Consider the following 20647-nt stretch of genomic DNA (forward strand, 5'->3'; position numbering starts at 1 on the left):
AACACCATGAAACTCTTTGCCCAGGGCACTTCACTGGACCTTAGCCATCCTCACGTAATGGGGATCCTCAACGTCACGCCTGATTCTTTCTCCGATGGCGGCACGCATAATTCGCTGATTGATGCGGTGAAACATGCGAATCTGATGATCAATGCTGGCGCAACGATCATTGACGTTGGCGGCGAGTCCACACGTCCAGGGGCTGCGGAAGTGAGCGTTGAAGAAGAGTTGCAACGTGTTATTCCTGTGGTTGAGGCAATTGCTCAACGCTTCGAAGTCTGGATCTCGGTAGATACATCCAAACCAGAAGTCATCCGTGAGTCAGCGAAAGCAGGCGCTCACATCATTAATGATATCCGCTCCCTTTCCGAACCCGGCGCCCTGGAAGCTGCCGCTGAAACTGGTTTGCCAGTTTGCCTGATGCATATGCAGGGAAACCCAAAGACCATGCAGGAAGCACCAAAGTATGACGATGTCTTTGCCGAGGTAAATCGCTACTTTGTTGAGCAAATAGCACGCTGCGAACAGGCGGGTATCGCAAAAGAGAAATTGTTGCTCGACCCCGGATTCGGTTTCGGTAAAAATCTCTCCCATAACTATTCATTACTGGCGCGTCTGGCTGAATTTCATCATTTCAACCTGCCGCTGTTGGTGGGTATGTCACGAAAATCGATGATTGGACAGCTGTTGAACGTGGGGCCGTCCGAGCGCCTGAGCGGTAGTCTGGCCTGTGCGGTCATTGCCGCAATGCAAGGCGCGCACATTATTCGTGTTCATGACGTCAAAGAAACCGTAGAAGCGATGCGAGTGGTGGAAGCCACTCTGTCTGCAAAGGAAAACAAACGCTATGAGTAATCGTAAATATTTCGGTACCGATGGGATTCGTGGTCGTGTTGGGGATGCGCCGATCACGCCTGATTTTGTGCTTAAGCTGGGGTGGGCTGCGGGTAAAGTGCTGGCGCGCCACGGCTCCCGTAAGATCATTATTGGTAAAGACACGCGTATTTCTGGCTATATGCTGGAGTCGGCGCTGGAGGCGGGTCTGGCGGCTGCCGGTCTTTCCGCACTCTTCACTGGCCCGATGCCAACACCGGCCGTGGCTTATCTGACGCGTACCTTCCGCGCAGAAGCTGGGATTGTAATTTCTGCATCACATAACCCATTTTATGATAACGGGATCAAATTCTTTTCTATTGACGGCACCAAGCTGCCGGATGCAGTTGAAGAAGCCATTGAAGCTGAAATGGAAAAAGAGATTAGCTGCGTTGATTCGGCAGAACTGGGTAAAGCCAGCCGTATCGTTGACGCTGCGGGTCGCTATATCGAATTTTGTAAAGCCACGTTCCCGAACGAACTTAGCCTCAGTGAACTGAAGATTGTGGTGGATTGCGCCAACGGCGCGACTTATCACATCGCGCCGAACGTGCTGCGTGAACTGGGGGCGAATGTTATCGCTATCGGTTGTGAGCCGAACGGCGTAAACATCAATGCCGAAGTGGGCGCAACTGATGTTCGTGCGTTACAGGCGCGTGTGCTGGCTGAAAAAGCGGATCTCGGTATCGCCTTTGACGGTGACGGCGACCGCGTGATTATGGTTGACCATGAAGGCAATAAAGTCGATGGCGATCAGATCATGTATATCATCGCGCGTGAAGGTCTTCGTCAGGGCCAGCTGCGTGGTGGCGCTGTGGGTACATTGATGAGCAATATGGGGCTGGAACTGGCGCTGAAACAGTTAGGTATTCCATTTGCTCGTGCGAAAGTGGGCGACCGCTACGTACTGGAAAAAATGCAGGAGAAAGGCTGGCGCATCGGTGCCGAGAACTCCGGTCATGTGATCCTGCTGGATAAAACCACTACCGGTGACGGCATCGTTGCTGGTTTGCAGGTGCTGGCGGCGATGGCGCGTAACCATATGAGCCTGCACGACCTTTGCAGTGGCATGAAAATGTTCCCGCAGATTCTGGTTAATGTGCGTTACACCGCAGGTAGCGGCGATCCGCTTGAGCATGAGTCAGTTAAAGCCGTGACCGCAGAGGTTGAAGCTGCGCTGGGTAACCGTGGACGCGTGTTGCTGCGTAAATCTGGCACCGAGCCGTTAATTCGCGTGATGGTAGAAGGTGAAGACGAAGCGCAGGTAACCGAATTTGCGCATCGCATCGCTGACGCGGTAAAAGCAGTTTGATTCGATAGCTAACTGGCTAAAAAGGCGGCGCTTGTCGCCTTTGTTCTTCTTAAGCACATCGGTTTTGCTGTTTTTTTCCGCAGTTGATACAATGCGATAAAATTGCCCTTGCGAAGGTCATTCGCTTTGGTTAGTATTCACACCCGCTTCAGTGGGAAAGATTAAAAACTCCCGCTTTATTGGTTGAAGCATTGGTACGCGGCAACTCCGCAAGGAACAGGTTGATTATGTACGAAGCTCTTTTAGTAGTTTTCCTTATTGTAGCAATTGGCCTTGTAGGTCTGATCATGCTGCAGCAAGGTAAAGGCGCTGATATGGGAGCCTCCTTCGGAGCAGGCGCTTCCGCTACGCTGTTTGGTTCAAGTGGTTCTGGTAACTTCATGACCCGCATGACGGCGCTGCTGGCAACGTTATTCTTCATCATCAGTCTGGTGCTGGGTAACATCAACAGCAACAAAACCAATAAAGGTAGCGAATGGGAAAACCTGAGTGCGCCGGCGAAAACCGAACAAACTCAGCCAGCTGCTCCGGCTAAGCCGACCAGCGATATCCCGAACTAAAAAGTAGTATCTGTGCTGAGGTGGTGGAATTGGTAGACACGCTACCTTGAGGTGGTAGTGCCCTAACGGGCTTGTGGGTTCGAGTCCCATCCTCAGTACCAATATTCCGAAAGAAAGACGCTGAAAAGCGTCTTTTTTCGTTTTATAAGCCAGGCTAAATATTCTGAATTTGATAACTATTTACCCAAGCGTAAATCTGTTTCATCTAATTTGAAATCTGTAATTTCTAACTTTTGCATTATTAACGGAAGCACTTGGTGAATTATTCTCATGCCAGTGAGGATCTCGTTCATGTATATATCTGGATGAATGCGAGATTTATTGAAATCGAAACTTTCGGCTTCTGCTGCAACGCTAAGTTGGTCAGCAGTGTTATAAACCATTTCCAGAAGTTCGGCTCTTAACGGGATTCCCGCCCTGAATGCCATCATCTTGAGTTGATTCAACCAATTTTCGTAGTCTTTTTGAACTCTATAACGAAATTCTTTAATGTTTGACGCAACAGGAGTATCAATTTCAATTTTGCATGCAGCAAGTGATAGCAATGAACTCTGAATATTGATGGCTTCGCTTGAATAGACATCTAAATCGTCGTCCTGAATCAACTCATCAACATATGCTATGTAGAAACCATAAACATCATTCAGAGCATGATAAATATCATTAATTACAGAACAATGAGCATTGCTCTCTAAGATCTCCCAAAAAGCCTCTTCTTCATCAGCATTATCGTCGTCAATATTAAGTCCTTCAGGAAAGGAAAGAGGTGTAGGAAAACCTATTCGCTTTAATACATCAATTGTTTCTTCAACCAAAAAGCCATCTTCGTCAGTAAGAGGTCGTGTTATATAACCCGTTTCAGCATCCTCCATAGCTCGTTGAGCAAGAAAATGGATAAGCCGATCCCATTTCTCAGCATTCTCGACTGAGCCCGTCCATTCAACTAGTTGAGGAGAATAATCTCCTATTTGGGTAATATTTCTGAACTTTTTTTCCATATCAGCAGACATGTGTTCCCCTTTTTTCCACTTGCTAATTTGTGTTGAGGAAACACCTAAGTGGCTTGCTAAATCTTTTTGAGTGCATTTCAGGGTATGTAATGCGAGGCGTACAAAATATTCACCATTCATTGGTCATTCCTTTTACTAAGCATAAAAACATAAAGTAAAAATAGAATGCGCTGAAATTTACTTTATTTCATTTAAATTTTACTTTAATTCCGAATTCGGACACGGTGGCCACTGAACGCAGTCACATTCTCTTAGCCGTAAAAAAAGGCCGCATTTGCGGCCTTTAGCACGAAAGCTATGATATTACTTAACTTTATTTTCCAGATTCTCCACCTGCGGCACGCCCGAAGAGGCAGAGGAGGAGAGTAGTCCAGTTTTGGCATAACCGAACAGCTTCTCGCGGGTATCGGTAATATCCAGGTTACGCATGGTCAGTTGACCAATACGATCTTCAGCCGTAAACATAGAGTCGCCTTTCTCCATGGTCAAACGCTCTGCTTTATAGGTCAGGTTGTCAGAGACGGTATTGAGGATCGAGTAGTCGTTCCCGCGGCGCAGTTCCAGCGTCACTTCACCAGTGATCTGGCTGGCAACCCAGCGTTGCAGAGAGTCACGCAGCATCAGCGCCTGGGAATCAAACCAACGTCCCTGGTACAGCAGACGGCCCAACTGACGACCATGCGCGTGATACTGCTCAATGGTGTCTTCGTTGTGAATACCGGTCAGCAGACGTTCATACGCAATGTGCAGCAGTGCCATCCCCGGAGCTTCGTAAATACCCCGGCTTTTCGCTTCGATGATACGGTTTTCAATCTGGTCGCTCATGCCCAGGCCGTGACGACCGCCGATGCGGTTAGCTTCCAGCATCATTTCTACGTCGTCGCTAAAGGTTTTACCGTTCAGCGCCACTGGATGACCTTGCTCAAAGCGTACTGTGACTTCTTCTGCCGGGATCTTCACGCTCTCATCCCAGAACTTCACGCCCATAATCGGGTTGACGATTTTGACGCTGGAGTTGAGGTATTCCAGATCCTTCGCTTCGTGCGTTGCACCAAGCATGTTGGAGTCTGTGGAGTAGGCTTTTTCGACAGACATTTTGTAGTCGAAACCGCAGGCAATCATAAATTCAGACATCTCATGACGGCCGCCCAGTTCATCAATAAAGTCAGTATCAAGCCACGGTTTGTAAATCTGCAGTTCAGCATTGGTCAGCAGACCGTAACGATAGAAACGTTCGATATCGTTTCCTTTATAGGTGCTGCCGTCACCCCAGATATTCACGCCATCTTCTTTCATGGCAGCAACCAGCATGGTGCCGGTCACGGCGCGGCCCAGCGGCGTCGTGTTGAAATAGGTCAGGCCGCCGGTGGTGTTATGAAATGCACCACACTGAATAGCGGCAATACCTTCGGCCACCAGTTGTTTGCGGCAGTCGATCAGACGAGCGTTCTCCGCGCCGTATTCCATGGCACGACGAGGGATCGCATCGTAATCCTCTTCGTCTGGCTGGCCCAGGTTTGCAGTATATGCATAAGGAACCGCTCCCTTTTTTCGCATCCACAGCAGTGCGGCACTGGTGTCCAGACCGCCAGAAAAAGCGATACCAATACGTTGACCTACCGGGAGATGCTTGAGAATCGTCGTCATAAAATAACACCCTGCTTAATTAACTGATGATGAGCCTGGATTTGCGCTCTAACTGAATTTTTATGCAAAATAAATGAGTTTTCATTTAATCATCTTTTATCGGAGACAGGAAGAGTTTAGTGTGTTTTTTGTAAAATAATGCGCTTAAGGGAGAGCAGGAGAAGGCAAAAGTATTCAACAAATGAAAGTGAACTGGATATTCATTCACGTGATTAGCAATAAATGTTGACAAAATGTGGCGTGGATCACTATAATGCCTGCAGATTTTACGTCCCGTCTCGGTACACCAAATCCCAGCAGTATTTGCATTTTTTACCCAAAACGAGTAGAATTTGCCACGTTTCAGGCGCGGGGTGGAGCAGCCTGGTAGCTCGTCGGGCTCATAACCCGAAGGTCGTCGGTTCAAATCCGGCCCCCGCAACCACTTTCCCTTAGAGTTCTTTTTCAAATATACTGTGAAGACTTCGGCCTTCGTAGTGGGATTTGAAAAAATCCTTCTGGAAAGTGCTCCAGACCGCAGTTGCGGTTATAGGGTTCAGTTATATAAAGCCCCGATTTATCGGGGTTTTTTGTTATCTGACTACAGAATAACTGGGCTTTAGGCCCTTTTTTTATGTCTTGGGGGTGGGCTTGTCCACATTAGAGCAAAAATTAACAGAGATGATTACTGCGCCAGTTGAGGCCCTGGGTTTTGAGCTGGTTGGCATCGAGTTTATTCGCGGTCGCACATCCACACTGCGCATCTATATTGATAGTGAAGATGGCATCAATGTTGATGATTGTGCTGATGTGAGCCACCAGGTAAGTGCTGTGCTGGATGTTGAAGATCCCATCACCGTTGCTTATAACCTGGAAGTCTCCTCACCGGGTCTCGATCGCCCACTGTTCACGGCTGAACACTACGCCCGTTTTGTCGGAGAAGAGGTGACTCTGGTTCTCCGTATGGCGGTACAAAACCGTCGTAAATGGCAGGGCGTTATCAAAGCGGTAGACGGTGAAATGATCACAGTTACCGTCGAAGGTAAAGATGAAGTGTTCGCGCTGAGTAATATCCAGAAGGCGAACCTGGTTCCCCACTTTTAATAGTCTGGATGAGGTGAAAAGCCCGCGATGAACAAAGAAATTTTGGCTGTAGTTGAAGCCGTATCCAATGAAAAGGCGCTACCTCGCGAGAAGATTTTCGAAGCATTGGAAAGCGCGCTGGCGACAGCAACAAAGAAAAAATATGAACAAGAGATCGACGTCCGCGTACAGATCGATCGCAAAAGCGGTGATTTTGACACCTTCCGTCGCTGGTTAGTTGTTGATGAAGTCACCCAGCCGACCAAGGAAATCACCCTTGAAGCCGCACGTTATGAAGATGAAAGCCTGAACCTGGGCGATTACGTTGAAGATCAGATTGAGTCTGTTACCTTTGACCGTATCACCACCCAGACGGCAAAACAGGTTATCGTGCAGAAAGTGCGTGAAGCCGAACGTGCGATGGTGGTTGATCAGTTCCGTGAACACGAAGGTGAAATCATCACCGGCGTGGTGAAAAAAGTAAACCGCGACAACATCTCTCTGGATCTGGGCAACAACGCTGAAGCCGTGATCCTGCGCGAAGATATGCTGCCGCGTGAAAACTTCCGCCCTGGCGACCGCGTTCGTGGCGTGCTTTATTCCGTTCGCCCGGAAGCGCGTGGCGCGCAACTGTTCGTTACCCGTTCCAAGCCGGAAATGCTGATCGAACTGTTCCGCATTGAAGTGCCAGAAATCGGCGAAGAAGTGATTGAAATTAAAGCAGCGGCTCGCGACCCGGGTTCTCGTGCGAAAATCGCGGTGAAAACCAACGATAAACGTATCGATCCGGTAGGTGCTTGCGTAGGTATGCGTGGCGCGCGTGTTCAGGCGGTTTCTACTGAACTGGGCGGCGAGCGTATCGATATCGTCCTGTGGGATGATAACCCAGCGCAGTTCGTGATTAATGCGATGGCACCGGCAGACGTTGCTTCTATCGTGGTGGATGAAGATAAACACACCATGGATATCGCCGTTGAAGCCGGTAACCTGGCGCAGGCGATTGGCCGTAACGGTCAGAACGTGCGTCTGGCTTCGCAGCTCAGCGGTTGGGAACTCAACGTGATGACCGTTGACGACCTGCAGGCTAAGCATCAGGCGGAAGCGCATGCAGCGATTGACACCTTCACCCGTTATCTCGACATTGACGAAGACTTCGCGACTGTCCTGGTAGAAGAAGGTTTCTCGACGCTGGAAGAACTGGCCTATGTGCCGATGAAAGAGCTGTTGGAAATCGAAGGCCTTGATGAGCCGACCGTTGAAGCACTGCGTGAGCGTGCTAAAAATGCACTGGCCACCATTGCACAGGCCCAGGAAGAAAGCCTCGGTGATAACAAACCGGCTGACGATCTGCTGAACCTTGAAGGGATAGATCGTGATTTGGCATTCAAACTGGCCGCCCGTGGCGTTTGTACGCTGGAAGATCTCGCCGAACAGGGCATTGATGATCTGGCTGATATCGAAGGGTTGACCGACGAAAAAGCCGGAGCACTGATTATGGCTGCCCGTAATATTTGCTGGTTCGGTGACGAAGCGTAATAAACTGTAGCAGGAAGGAACAGCATGACAGATGTAACGATTAAAACGCTGGCCGCAGAGCGACAGACCTCCGTGGAACGCCTGGTACAGCAGTTTGCTGATGCAGGTATCCGGAAGTCTGCTGACGACTCTGTGTCCGCACAAGAGAAACAGGCTTTAATTGACCACCTGAACCAGAAAAATTCAGGTCCGGACAAATTAACGCTGCAGCGTAAAACACGCAGCACCCTTAACATTCCTGGTACCGGTGGAAAAAGCAAATCGGTACAAATCGAAGTCCGCAAGAAACGCACCTTTGTGAAACGTGACCCGCAAGAGGCCGAGCGCCTTGCGGCGGAAGAGCAAGCGCAGCGTGAAGCGGAAGAGCAAGCCCGTCGTGAGGCAGAAGAATCGGCCAAACGCGAGGCGCAACAAAAAGCTGAACGTGAGGCCGCAGAACAAGCTAAACGTGAAGCCGCTGAACAAGCGAAACGTGAAGCTGCGGAAAAAGACAAAGTGAGCAATCAACAAGACGATATGACTAAAACCGCCCAGGCTGAAAAAGCCCGCCGTGAGCAGGAAGCTGCAGAGCTCAAGCGTAAAGCTGAAGAAGAAGCGCGTCGTAAACTCGAAGAAGAAGCACGTCGCGTTGCTGAAGAAGCACGTCGTATGGCGGAAGAAAATAAATGGACTGATAACGCGGAACCAACTGAAGATTCCAGCGATTATCACGTTACTACCTCTCAACATGCCCGTCAGGCAGAAGACGAAAGCGATCGTGAAGTCGAAGGCGGCCGTGGCCGTGGTCGTAACGCGAAAGCAGCGCGTCCGAAGAAAGGCAACAAACACGCTGAATCAAAAGCTGATCGCGAAGAAGCGCGCGCAGCGGTACGTGGCGGTAAAGGCGGAAAACGTAAAGGTTCTTCGCTGCAGCAGGGCTTCCAGAAGCCAGCTCAGGCCGTTAACCGTGACGTTGTGATCGGCGAAACCATCACCGTTGGCGAACTGGCTAACAAGATGGCGGTTAAAGGCTCTCAGGTCATCAAAGCGATGATGAAACTGGGCGCAATGGCAACCATCAACCAGGTTATCGACCAGGAAACCGCACAGCTGGTAGCCGAAGAGATGGGCCACAAAGTTATCCTGCGTCGTGAAAACGAGCTGGAAGAAGCGGTAATGAGCGACCGTGACACGGGCGCTGCGGCTGAACCGCGCGCACCGGTTGTGACCATCATGGGTCACGTTGACCACGGTAAAACCTCTCTGCTGGACTACATTCGTTCAACGAAAGTGGCCTCTGGCGAAGCGGGCGGCATTACCCAGCACATTGGTGCATACCACGTTGAAACTGAAAACGGCATGATCACCTTCCTGGACACCCCGGGGCACGCCGCGTTTACTTCAATGCGTGCACGTGGTGCGCAGGCAACGGACATCGTAGTCCTGGTTGTTGCTGCAGACGACGGCGTAATGCCGCAGACCATCGAAGCTATCCAGCACGCGAAAGCGGCGGGTGTTCCGGTGGTGGTTGCTGTGAACAAAATCGATAAACCAGAAGCCGATCCGGATCGCGTTAAGAACGAACTCTCTCAGTACGGCATCCTGCCAGAAGAGTGGGGCGGCGAAAGCCAGTTCGTACACGTATCTGCAAAAGCGGGTACCGGTATTGATGATCTGCTGGATGCTATCCTGCTGCAGGCTGAAGTCCTTGAACTGAAAGCTGTACGTAACGGGATGGCGAGCGGTGCGGTTATCGAATCCTTCCTCGATAAAGGTCGTGGTCCGGTTGCTACTGTACTGGTACGCGAAGGTACTCTGCATAAGGGCGATATCGTTCTGTGTGGCTTCGAATACGGTCGTGTTCGTGCGATGCGTAACGAACTGGGTCAGGAAGTGCTGGAAGCGGGTCCGTCCATTCCGGTGGAAATCCTCGGCTTGTCCGGTGTTCCGGCTGCAGGTGATGAAGTTACCGTTGTACGTGACGAGAAGAAAGCACGTGAAGTTGCACTGTACCGTCAGGGCAAATTCCGCGAAGTTAAACTGGCTCGTCAGCAGAAATCTAAACTCGAGAACATGTTCGCCAACATGACCGAAGGCGAAGTTCACGAAGTGAATATCGTCCTGAAGGCAGACGTACAGGGTTCTGTGGAAGCGATCTCCGACTCCTTGCTGAAACTGTCTACTGACGAAGTTAAAGTGAAGATCATCGGTTCTGGTGTAGGTGGTATCACCGAAACCGACGCCACCCTGGCGGCAGCGTCCAACGCCATCCTGGTTGGCTTCAACGTACGTGCTGATGCCTCTGCACGTAAAGTGATTGAAGCGGAAAGCCTGGATCTGCGTTACTACTCCGTCATCTATAACCTGATCGACGAAGTGAAAGCGGCGATGAGCGGTATGCTGTCTCCGGAACTGAAACAGCAGATTATCGGTCTGGCGGAAGTTCGTGACGTGTTCAAATCGCCGAAATTTGGTGCCATCGCAGGCTGTATGGTTACCGAAGGTGTGGTTAAACGTCACAACCCGATCCGCGTCCTGCGCGACAACGTGGTTATCTACGAAGGTGAGCTGGAGTCCCTGCGCCGCTTCAAAGATGACGTTAACGAAGTCCGTAACGGTATGGAATGTGGTATCGGCGTTAAGAACTACAACGACGTCCGCACTGGCGATGTGATCGAAGTATTCGAAATCATCGAGATCCAACGTACCATCGCTTAAGGTTTTTAGGGTTCCATGCCGGATAAGGCGTTTACGCCGCATCTGGCATGGATTGCCTGATGCGACGCTGGCGCGTCTTATCAGGCCAACGTGAACAGCCCTTCCACCTGAAATTAATTTTAAAAAGGGGCTAACAGCCCCTTTTTTGTCAGGAGAATTTATTATGGCGAAAGAATTTGGTCGCCCGCAGCGCGTAGCGCAGGAAATGCAAAAAGAGATCGCTCTCATCCTGCAGCGTGAAATTAAAGATCCTCGTCTGGGCATGATGACCACCGTTTCCGGTGTCGAAATGTCTCGTGACCTGGCGTATGCCAAAGTATATGTGACGTTCCTTAACGACAAAGATGAAGACGCGGTTAAAGCGGGCATCAAAGCGTTGCAGGAAGCTTCTGGTTTCATCCGCAGCCTGCTGGGTAAAGCGATGCGCCTGCGTATCGTGCCGGAACTGACCTTCTTCTACGACAACTCGCTGGTTGAAGGGATGCGCATGTCAAACCTGGTGACCAGCGTGGTCAAACATGACGAAGAACGTCGTGTTAACCCGGACGACAGCAAGGAGGACTAATGAGTCGTCCTCGTCGTCGCGGTCGCGACATTAACGGCGTTTTGTTGCTGGATAAACCGCAGGGTATGTCCAGCAACGATGCGCTGCAAAAAGTGAAACGTATATATAACGCCAACCGTGCCGGACACACCGGCGCGCTGGACCCGCTGGCAACTGGCATGTTGCCGATTTGCCTCGGGGAAGCGACGAAGTTTTCCCAGTATCTGCTGGACTCCGACAAACGCTATCGGGTGATTGCGCGTCTTGGACAGCGTACCGATACTTCCGATGCCGATGGACAAATCGTTGAAGAACGTCCGGTAACCTTTAGTGCAGAGCAACTGGCGGCGGCGCTGGATACCTTCCGTGGCGATATCGAACAGATCCCTTCGATGTATTCAGCACTGAAATATCAGGGCAAAAAACTGTACGAATACGCGCGTCAGGGCATTGAAGTTCCGCGTGAAGCGCGTCCGATTACCGTTTATGAATTGCTGTTTATTCGCCATGAAGGCAATGAGCTGGAGCTGGAAATTCACTGCTCAAAAGGTACTTATATCCGCACTATCATTGACGACCTGGGTGAAAAACTCGGCTGTGGCGCGCATGTTATTTACCTGCGCCGTCTGGCGGTAAGCAAATATCCGGTTGAACGGATGGTGACCCTGGAGCACCTGCGTGAACTTGTTGAGCAAGCTGAACAGCAGGATATTCCGGCTGCGGAGTTACTTGATCCATTACTGATGCCAATGGACAGTCCAGCTTCGGACTATCCGGTGGTGAATCTTCCGTTAACGTCTTCTGTTTACTTCAAAAATGGTAACCCAGTTCGTACATCTGGTGCGCCGCTGGAAGGACTGGTTCGTGTTACAGAAGGTGAGAATGGCAAGTTTATCGGTATGGGTGAAATTGACGATGAAGGCCGCGTTGCGCCTCGTCGCCTGGTGGTTGAATATCCGGCGTAATGTTAACCGTCTTGCGATAACAGGTCGCTACGAGTAGAATACTGCCGCTTAACGTCGCGTAAATTGTTTAACACTTTGCGTAACGTACACTGGGATCGCTGAATTAGAGATCGGCGTCCTTTCATTCTATATACTTTGGAGTTTTAAAATGTCTCTAAGTACTGAAGCAACAGCTAAAATCGTTTCTGAGTTTGGTCGTGGTGAAAACGACACCGGTTCTACCGAAGTTCAGGTAGCACTGCTGACTGCACAGATCAACCACCTGCAGGGTCACTTTGCAGAGCACAAAAAAGATCACCACAGCCGTCGTGGTCTGCTGCGCATGGTTTCTCAGCGTCGTAAACTGCTCGACTACCTGAAACGTAAAGACGTAGCACGTTACACCCAGCTCATCGAGCGCCTGGGTCTGCGTCGCTAATTCTTGCGAGTTTCAGAAAAGGGGCCTGAGTGGCCCCTTTTTTCAAACTGACGGCAGCAATTCACTGGAAACTAATGTATTGTTGCTATGAATGATCTTCCGTTGCAGAGGTTCGCGCGGCTAATGAGAGGCTTTACCCACATTTGGCTGGGTTAGGGTTGTCATTAGTCGCGAGGATGCGCAGAAGATCGGGTATTAACACCAGTACCGTAAGGTGCTGTCTAAGAAAGAAAAGGGTATTACATTGCTTAATCCGATCGTTCGTAAATTCCAGTACGGCCAACATACCGTGACTCTGGAAACCGGCATGATGGCGCGTCAAGCCACTGCCGCTGTTATGGTTAGCATGGATGACACCGCGGTATTTGTTACCGTTGTCGGCCAGAAAAAAGCCAAACCAGGTCAGGACTTCTTCCCTCTGACCGTTAACTATCAGGAGCGTACCTACGCTGCTGGTCGTATCCCGGGTAGCTTCTTCCGTCGTGAAGGCCGCCCAAGCGAAGGCGAAACCCTGATCGCGCGTCTGATTGACCGCCCGATTCGCCCGCTGTTCCCGGAAGGCTTCGTCAACGAAGTTCAGGTTATCGCCACCGTGGTTTCTGTTAACCCGCAGGTTAACCCGGATATCGTCGCGATGATTGGTGCTTCCGCAGCACTGTCTCTGTCTGGTATTCCGTTCAATGGTCCGATTGGTGCTGCCCGCGTAGGTTACATCAATGACCAGTACGTACTGAACCCGACTCAGGACGAGCTGAAAGAGAGCAAACTGGATCTGGTTGTTGCGGGTACTGAAGCCGCTGTACTGATGGTTGAATCTGAAGCTGAACTGCTGAGCGAAGACCAGATGCTGGGCGCAGTAGTGTTCGGTCATGAACAACAGCAGGTTGTTATTCAGAACATCAATGAACTGGTGAAAGAAGCCGGCAAACCGCGTTGGGACTGGCAGCCGGAGCCGGTAAACGAAGCGCTGAACGCGCGCGTTGCTGCACTGGCTGAAGCTCGTCTGAGCGATGCTTACCGCATCACCGACAAACAAGAGCGTTATGCGCAGGTTGATGTCATCAAATCTGAAACCATCGCTACGCTGCTTGCTGAAGATGAAACCCTGGACGAAAACGAACTGGGTGAAATTCTGCACGCTATCGAGAAAAACGTTGTTCGTAGCCGCGTACTGGCAGGCGAACCGCGTATCGACGGTCGTGAAAAAGATATGATCCGTGGTCTGGACGTGCGTACTGGCGTGCTGCCGCGTACTCACGGTTCTGCGCTGTTCACCCGTGGTGAAACGCAGGCTCTGGTTACCGCAACGCTGGGTACTGCACGTGACGCGCAAGTTCTTGATGAGCTGATGGGCGAACGTACTGACACCTTCCTGTTCCACTACAACTTCCCTCCGTACTCCGTAGGCGAAACCGGCATGGTCGGTTCTCCGAAGCGTCGTGAAATTGGTCACGGTCGTCTGGCGAAGCGCGGCGTGCTGGCAGTAATGCCGGATATGGACAAATTCCCGTACACCGTACGTGTTGTGTCTGAAATCACCGAATCCAACGGTTCTTCTTCTATGGCTTCCGTGTGCGGCGCGTCTCTGGCGCTGATGGACGCAGGTGTGCCAATCAAAGCCGCTGTTGCGGGTATCGCAATGGGTCTGGTGAAAGAAGGCGACAACTACGTTGTACTGTCTGACATTTTGGGTGACGAAGATCACCTGGGCGATATGGACTTCAAAGTTGCGGGTTCCCGCGACGGTATCTCTGCACTGCAGATGGATATCAAAATTGAAGGTATCACCAAAGAGATCATGCAGGTTGCACTGAACCAGGCTAAAGGTGCGCGTCTGCATATCCTGGGTGTAATGGAACAGGCGATCAACGCGCCGCGTGGCGATATCTCTGAGTTCGCTCCGCGTATCCATACCATCAAGATCAACCCGGACAAGATCAAAGACGTTATCGGTAAAGGCGGCTCTGTTATCCGTGCCCTGACCGAAGAAACTGGCACCACCATCGAAATCGAAGATGACGGTACTGTGAAGATCGCAGCGACCGATGGCGAGAAAGCGAAACACGCTATTCGTCGTATCGAAGAGATCACTGCAGAAATCGAAGTGGGCCGCGTCTACAATGGTAAAGTGACCCGTATCGTTGACTTTGGCGCATTTGTTGCCATCGGCGGCGGTAAAGAAGGTCTGGTACACATCTCTCAAATCGCTGACAAACGCGTTGAGAAAGTGACCGATTACCTGCAGATGGGTCAGGAAGTACCGGTGAAAGTTCTGGAAGTTGATCGCCAGGGCCGTATCCGTCTGAGCATTAAAGAAGCGACTGAGCAGTCTCAACCTGCTGCAGCACCGGAAGCTCCGGCTGCTGAACAGGGCGAGTAAGGTTGCCATTTGCCCTCCGCTGCGGCGGGGGGCTTTTAACCGGGCAGGACGCCTTGTTAGCAACCGGGAACAGGACGTTCATTCAACCGTGGTCTTCGGGAGTGGGAAATGAAGCCTTTTTTGCGCTGGTGTTTCGTTGCGACAGCACTTACGCTTGCAGGATGCAGTAATACTTCCTGGCGTAAAAGTGAAGTCCTCGCGGTACCATTGCAACCGACTTTACAGCAGGAAGTGATTCTGGCACGTATGGAACAAATCCTTGCCAGTCGGGCTTTAACCGATGACGAACGCGCACAGCTTTTATATGAGCGCGGAGTGTTGTATGATAGTCTCGGTCTGAGGGCATTAGCGCGTAACGATTTTTCGCAAGCGCTGGCAATCCGACCAGATATGCCTGAAGTATTCAATTACTTAGGCATATATTTAACGCAGGCAGGCAATTTTGATGCTGCCTATGAAGCGTTTGATTCTGTACTTGAGCTTGATCCAACTTACAACTACGCGCACTTGAATCGCGGGATCGCATTATATTACGGCGGTCGTGACAAGTTAGCGCAAGATGATCTGCTGGCGTTTTATCAAGACGATCCCAATGATCCTTTCCGTAGTCTGTGGCTTTATCTCGCCGAGCAGAAGCTCGATGAGAAGCAGGCTAAAGAAGTGTTGAAACAGCACTTCGAAAAATCGGACAAGGAACAGTGGGGATGGAACATTGTCGAGTTCTACCTGGGCAACATTAGCGAACAAACGTTAATGGAAAGGCTCAAGGCGGACGCAACGGATAACACCTCGCTCGCTGAGCATCTCAGTGAAACCAACTTCTATTTAGGTAAGTACTACCTAAGTCTGGGGGATTTGGACAGCGCCACGGCACTGTTCAAACTGGCGGTTGCCAACAACGTTCATAACTTTGTTGAGCACCGATACGCATTGTTGGAATTATCGCTCCTGGGCCAGGACCAAGATGACCTGGCAGAATCGGACCAGCAATAGCTGACGTACACATCAGCCCGTAATCTTTTTTGATTGCCATCACCTTAACGGGTGAGGGCGTTGTTGTTCGTTAATACACCTACTTTGAGCCGGTTCACACTTTTCAATGAAAATTGCTGATCAATTTCATGATGAGTTATGTAGACTGGCCGCCATTAATTTTGAGGCACACGTACTACATGGCTGAATTCGAAACCACTTTTGCAGATCTGGGCCTGAAGGCTCCTATCCTTGAAGCCCTTAACGATCTGGGTTACGAAAAACCATCTCCAATTCAGGCAGAGTGTATTCCACATCTGCTGAATGGCCGCGACGTTCTGGGTATGGCCCAGACGGGGAGCGGAAAAACTGCAGCATTCTCTTTACCTCTGCTGCAGAATCTTGATCCTGAGCTGAAAGCACCACAGATTCTGGTGCTGGCACCGACCCGCGAACTGGCGGTACAGGTTGCTGAAGCAATGACGGATTTCTCTAAACACATGCGCGGCGTAAACGTGGTTGCCCTGTACGGCGGCCAGCGTTATGACGTGCAATTACGCGCCCTGCGTCAGGGGCCGCAGATCGTTGTCGGTACTCCGGGCCGTCTGCTGGACCACCTGAAACGTGGCACTCTGGACCTCTCTAAACTGAGCGGTCTGGTTCTGGATGAAGCTGACGAAATGCTGCGCATGGGCTTCATCGAAGACGTTGAAACTATTATGGCGCAGATCCCGGAAGGTCATCAGACCGCTCTGTTCTCTGCAACCATGCCGGAAGCGATTCGCCGCATTACCCGCCGCTTTATGAAAGAGCCGCAGGAAGTGCGCATTCAGTCCAGCGTGACTACCCGTCCTGACATCAGCCAGAGCTACTGGACTGTCTGGGGTATGCGTAAAAACGAAGCACTGGTACGTTTCCTGGAAGCGGAAGATTTTGATGCGGCGATTATCTTCGTTCGTACCAAAAACGCGACTCTGGAAGTGGCAGAAGCTCTTGAGCGTAACGGCTACAACAGCGCCGCGCTGAACGGTGACATGAACCAGGCGCTGCGTGAGCAGACACTGGAACGCCTGAAAGATGGTCGTCTGGACATCCTGATTGCGACCGACGTTGCTGCCCGTGGCCTGGACGTTGAGCGTATCAGCCTGGTGGTTAACTACGATATCCCGATGGATTCTGAGTCTTACGTTCACCGTATCGGTCGTACCGGCCGTGCGGGGCGTGCTGGCCGCGCGCTGCTGTTCGTTGAGAACCGTGAGCGTCGTCTGCTGCGCAACATTGAACGTACTATGAAGCTGACTATTCCGGAAGTAGAACTGCCGAACGCAGAACTGCTGGGCAAACGCCGTCTGGAAAAATTCGCCGCTAAAGTACAGCAGCAGCTGGAAAGCAGCGATCTGGATCAATACCGCGCACTGCTGAGCAAAATTCAGCCGACTGCAGAAGGTGAAGAGCTGGATCTCGAAACTCTGGCAGCCGCACTGCTGAAAATGGCACAGGGTGAACGTACTCTGATTGTTCCGCCAGATGCGCCGATGCGTCCGAAACGTGAATTCCGTGACCGTGATGACCGTGGTCCGCGCGATCGTAACGACCGTGGCCCGCGCGGCGACCGTGAAGATCGTCCGCGTCGTGAACGTCGTGATGTTGGCGATATGCAACTGTACCGCATTGAAGTGGGCCGCGATGATGGTGTTGAAGTTCGTCATATCGTTGGCGCGATTGCTAACGAAGGCGACATCAGCAGCCGTTACATCGGTAACATCAAGCTGTTTGCTTCTCACTCCACCATCGAACTGCCGAAAGGTATGCCGGGTGAAGTGCTGCAACACTTTACGCGCACTCGCATTCTCAACAAGCCGATGAACATGCAGTTACTGGGCGATGCGCAGCCGCATACTGGTGGTGAGCGTCGTGGCGGTGGTCGTGGTTTCAGTGGCGAGCGTCGTGAAGGTGGTCGTGAAGGCGGTCGTAACTTCAGCGGTGAACGCCGTGAAGGTGGTCGTGGTGATGGTCGTCGTTTTAGCGGTGAACGTCGTGAAGGCCGCGCACCGCGTCGTGATGACTCTACCGGTCGTCGTCGTTTCGGTGGCGATGCGTAATCATTGCTGAACAGCGAAAACAATCTGTAAAATAATATATACAGCCCCGATTTTAACAATCGGGGCTTTTTTTCTGTCTTTTGTACTCATGTACTGGTACAGTGCAATACATAACAACGCAGTCGCACTATTTTTCACTGGAGAGAAGCCCTCATGGCAACACTAACCACCACCCAAACGTCACCGTCGCTGCTTGGCGGCGTGGTGATTATCGGCGGCACCATTATTGGCGCAGGGATGTTTTCTCTGCCAGTGGTCATGTCCGGTGCGTGGTTCTTCTGGTCAATGGCGGCGCTGATCTTCACCTGGTTCTGTATGCTGCATTCTGGCTTGATGATTCTGGAAGCTAACCTGAATTACCGAATCGGTTCGAGTTTTGACACCATCACCAAAGACTTGCTGGGCAAAGGCTGGAACGTGGTCAACGGCATTTCCATTGCCTTTGTGCTCTATATCCTGACCTATGCCTATATTTCTGCCAGTGGTTCGATTCTGCATCACACCTTCGCGGAGATGTCGCTGAATGTCCCGGCACGGGCGGCGGGATTTGGTTTTGCACTGTTGGTGGCGTTTGTGGTGTGGTTGAGCACCAAAGCGGTCAGCCGGATGACGGCGATTGTGCTGGGGGCGAAAGTTATTACCTTCTTCCTCACTTTCGGTAGCCTGCTGGGGCATGTGCAGCCTGCGACATTGTTCAACGTCGCCGAAAGCAATGCGTCTTATGCACCATATCTGTTGATGACTCTGCCGTTCTGCCTGGCGTCGTTTGGTTATCACGGTAACGTGCCAAGCCTGATGAAGTATTACGGCAAAGATCCGAAAACCATCGTGAAATGCCTGGTGTACGGTACGCTGATGGCGCTGGCGCTGTATACCATCTGGTTGCTGGCGACGATGGGTAACATCCCGCGTCCGGAGTTTATCGGCATCGCTGAGAAGGGCGGCAATATTGATGTGCTGGTACAGGCGTTAAGCGGCGTGCTGAACAGCCGTAGTCTGGACCTTCTGCTGGTCGTGTTCTCAAACTTTGCGGTAGCGAGTTCGTTCCTTGGCGTAACGCTGGGTTTGTTTGACTATCTGGCAGATCTGTTTGGTTTCGACGACTCGGCTATGGGCCGTTTGAAAACAGCGTTGCTGACCTTTGCCCCGCCTGTTGTGGGTGGCCTGCTGTTCCCGAACGGATTCCTGTACGCCATTGGTTATGCCGGTTTAGCAGCTACCATCTGGGCGGCAATAGTTCCTGCGTTGCTGGCCCGCGCATCGCGTAAACGCTTTGGTAGTCCGAAATTCCGCGTCTGGGGCGGCAAACCGATGATTGTGCTGATTCTGGTGTTTGGCGTTGGTAACGCACTGATCCATATTTTATCGAGCTTTAATTTACTGCCGGTGTATCAGTAATCAGCGGTGCCTTATCCGACATGTCTGCTGCCTACACAATGCCTGATGTGCTTCGCTTATCAGGCCTACGTAGGACAGCGTTGCCAGCTCGGATAAGGCTTTCCGCGTTAAAACACACTATCCCAACAACTCTTCCTTAACATCCATCGCCAGCTCAAACGAATGCAGGCGCGCCTGGTGGTCAAAAATCTGTCCGTTAACCATAATTTCATCGGCGTCGGTTTCGCGCAGGATCGACTGCAAACCATGACGCACTTTCGCTTTATCGCCCACCAGCGACATACTCAGTGCCTGCTGCACGCCATACTGCTCGGACGGCGACCAGAACTGATCCATATTTTGAATCGGCGGCGGCAGTTGCCCGGTTTCGCCACGGCGCAGCTTCACAAAGGCTTGCTGCATTGAGGTAAACAGAAATTCAGCGTCGCGGTTGCTGTCGGCAGCGATAATATTGATGCACACCATCGCGTATGGTTTTTCCAGTCGTGCCGACGGTTTGAAGTTGCTGCGATAAAGATGCAGCGCCTGGAACAGCATATCCGGCGCGAAGTGTGAGGCAAACGCAAACGGCAGACCAAGCTGCGCCGCCAGTTGTGCACTGTAAAGGCTGGAGCCTAACAACCACACGGGGATTTTCTCGCCATAGCCCGGTACAGGGCGCACATGCGGATTGGGATCACGGGCGTCAAACCAGTCCACCAGTTCGGCGACATCGCGGGGGAAATTATCAATATCGCCGCTCATATGACGACGTAGAGCCATCATGGTTCGCTGGTCACTACCCGGAGCACGACCCAGCCCCAAATCGATTCGCCCCGGATAGAGTGTATTGAGTGTGCCGAACTGTTCGGCAATGACCAACGGTGAGTGGTTAGGCAACATCACGCCGCCAGACCCCAGATGCAGCGTGGTGGTATTCGCTGCCAGATAGCCAATCAATACTGATGTTGCAGCACTGGCAATACCGGTCATATTGTGGTGTTCTGCCAGCCAGTAGCGATGATAGCCGCGCTTTTCAGCCAGATGAGCGAGAGCGAGAGAGTGGGAAAACGCTTCTCGCGCTGAAGAACCTTCGGGAATGGGGGCCAGATCGAGTAGCGAAAACGGAATGGTTTTATCAGTCATAACAGCTCACTTTGTTACCGATTAATCTTTAATACTGCATTAAAGA

Annotated in this window: 17 protein-coding genes and 2 tRNA genes; 16 read left to right on the forward strand and 3 right to left on the reverse strand. The window is 51.4% G+C overall.

Features of this window, described 5'->3' with window-relative positions:
* Nucleotides 1-6 precede the first annotated feature (6 nt).
* The 4 genes from folP to FEK47_RS21990 all read left to right on the forward strand — a co-directional run bounded on the left by folP (nucleotide 7) and on the right by FEK47_RS21990 (nucleotide 2846).
* Nucleotides 7-855: a dihydropteroate synthase gene (folP, locus tag FEK47_RS21975; protein ID WP_130223786.1), complete on the forward strand. Its 849-nt coding sequence runs from the start codon at nucleotides 7-9 to the stop codon at nucleotides 853-855.
* Nucleotides 848-2185 (forward strand): phosphoglucosamine mutase, encoded by a 1338-nt coding sequence (glmM, locus tag FEK47_RS21980; protein WP_000071134.1) that lies wholly within the window; start codon nucleotides 848-850, stop codon nucleotides 2183-2185. Before folP ends, glmM begins: the two co-directional genes overlap by 8 nt.
* Before the next feature lie 227 nt (nucleotides 2186-2412).
* Complete coding sequence (gene secG, locus FEK47_RS21985; RefSeq protein ID WP_001295556.1) at nucleotides 2413-2745, forward strand: preprotein translocase subunit SecG; 333 nt, start codon at nucleotides 2413-2415, stop codon at nucleotides 2743-2745.
* A 14-nt stretch (nucleotides 2746-2759) separates the two neighbouring features.
* A tRNA-Leu gene (locus tag FEK47_RS21990) sits at nucleotides 2760-2846 on the forward strand.
* Nucleotides 2847-2921: 75 nt separating this feature from the next.
* Here the strand turns inward: FEK47_RS21990 and FEK47_RS21995 are convergent.
* Nucleotides 2922-3875: a helix-turn-helix transcriptional regulator gene (locus FEK47_RS21995; protein WP_135487187.1), complete on the reverse strand. Its 954-nt coding sequence runs from the start codon at nucleotides 3873-3875 to the stop codon at nucleotides 2922-2924.
* 183 nt (nucleotides 3876-4058) lie between these two features.
* Nucleotides 4059-5402, reverse strand: coding sequence for an argininosuccinate synthase (gene argG / locus FEK47_RS22000; RefSeq protein ID WP_130204596.1), 1344 nt, complete (start codon nucleotides 5400-5402; stop codon nucleotides 4059-4061).
* Between the two features lie 347 nt (nucleotides 5403-5749).
* Here argG and FEK47_RS22005 point away from each other — a divergent pair.
* From FEK47_RS22005 to mtr, 12 genes are all read left to right on the forward strand, one after another.
* Nucleotides 5750-5826, forward strand: a tRNA-Met gene (locus FEK47_RS22005).
* A gap of 206 nt (nucleotides 5827-6032) precedes the next feature.
* Entirely contained in the window at nucleotides 6033-6485 is a 453-nt protein-coding gene (rimP, locus tag FEK47_RS22010; protein WP_001300397.1) for a ribosome maturation factor RimP, read from the forward strand.
* A gap of 27 nt (nucleotides 6486-6512) precedes the next feature.
* Complete coding sequence (nusA, locus tag FEK47_RS22015; protein WP_130204598.1) at nucleotides 6513-8000, forward strand: transcription termination factor NusA; 1488 nt, start codon at nucleotides 6513-6515, stop codon at nucleotides 7998-8000.
* Nucleotides 8001-8024: 24 nt separating this feature from the next.
* A complete protein-coding gene (gene infB, locus FEK47_RS22020; RefSeq protein WP_135487188.1) occupies nucleotides 8025-10697 on the forward strand; it encodes a translation initiation factor IF-2 in 2673 nt (890 codons plus the stop codon).
* A 163-nt stretch (nucleotides 10698-10860) separates the two neighbouring features.
* Complete coding sequence (gene rbfA, locus FEK47_RS22025; RefSeq protein ID WP_001040205.1) at nucleotides 10861-11262, forward strand: 30S ribosome-binding factor RbfA; 402 nt, start codon at nucleotides 10861-10863, stop codon at nucleotides 11260-11262.
* Nucleotides 11262-12206, forward strand: coding sequence for a tRNA pseudouridine(55) synthase TruB (gene truB, locus FEK47_RS22030; RefSeq protein WP_000089698.1), 945 nt, complete (start codon nucleotides 11262-11264; stop codon nucleotides 12204-12206). The genes rbfA and truB overlap by 1 nt, the downstream gene beginning before the upstream one ends.
* Before the next feature lie 148 nt (nucleotides 12207-12354).
* Entirely contained in the window at nucleotides 12355-12624 is a 270-nt protein-coding gene (rpsO, locus tag FEK47_RS22035) for a 30S ribosomal protein S15 (RefSeq protein ID WP_000059470.1), read from the forward strand.
* Nucleotides 12625-12868: 244 nt separating this feature from the next.
* Nucleotides 12869-15004, forward strand: a complete 2136-nt coding sequence (gene pnp, locus FEK47_RS22040; RefSeq protein ID WP_001298330.1) for a polyribonucleotide nucleotidyltransferase — start codon at nucleotides 12869-12871, stop codon at nucleotides 15002-15004.
* A 108-nt stretch (nucleotides 15005-15112) separates the two neighbouring features.
* Nucleotides 15113-15997 (forward strand): lipoprotein NlpI, encoded by an 885-nt coding sequence (gene nlpI, locus FEK47_RS22045; protein ID WP_000802080.1) that lies wholly within the window; start codon nucleotides 15113-15115, stop codon nucleotides 15995-15997.
* A gap of 106 nt (nucleotides 15998-16103) precedes the next feature.
* Nucleotides 16104-16184, forward strand: a complete 81-nt coding sequence (gene yrbN, locus FEK47_RS22050; RefSeq protein ID WP_010723222.1) for a protein YrbN — start codon at nucleotides 16104-16106, stop codon at nucleotides 16182-16184.
* Nucleotides 16177-18078 carry an ATP-dependent RNA helicase DeaD gene (deaD, locus tag FEK47_RS22055; protein ID WP_130204606.1) on the forward strand — a complete coding sequence of 634 codons (1902 nt, stop codon included), beginning with the start codon at nucleotides 16177-16179 and terminating at the stop codon, nucleotides 18076-18078. The genes yrbN and deaD overlap by 8 nt, the downstream gene beginning before the upstream one ends.
* A 153-nt stretch (nucleotides 18079-18231) precedes the next feature.
* A complete protein-coding gene (mtr, locus tag FEK47_RS22060) occupies nucleotides 18232-19476 on the forward strand; it encodes a tryptophan permease (RefSeq protein ID WP_130204608.1) in 1245 nt (414 codons plus the stop codon).
* Between the two features lie 117 nt (nucleotides 19477-19593).
* Here the strand turns inward: mtr and FEK47_RS22065 are convergent, their stop codons facing one another.
* Complete coding sequence (locus FEK47_RS22065; protein WP_135487190.1) at nucleotides 19594-20601, reverse strand: luciferase-like monooxygenase; 1008 nt, start codon at nucleotides 20599-20601, stop codon at nucleotides 19594-19596.
* Nucleotides 20602-20647 lie beyond the last annotated feature (46 nt).

Origin of the sequence: Escherichia sp. E3659, assembly GCF_005781135.1 — a bacterium.
Taxonomy (GTDB): Bacteria; Pseudomonadota; Gammaproteobacteria; order Enterobacterales; family Enterobacteriaceae; genus Escherichia.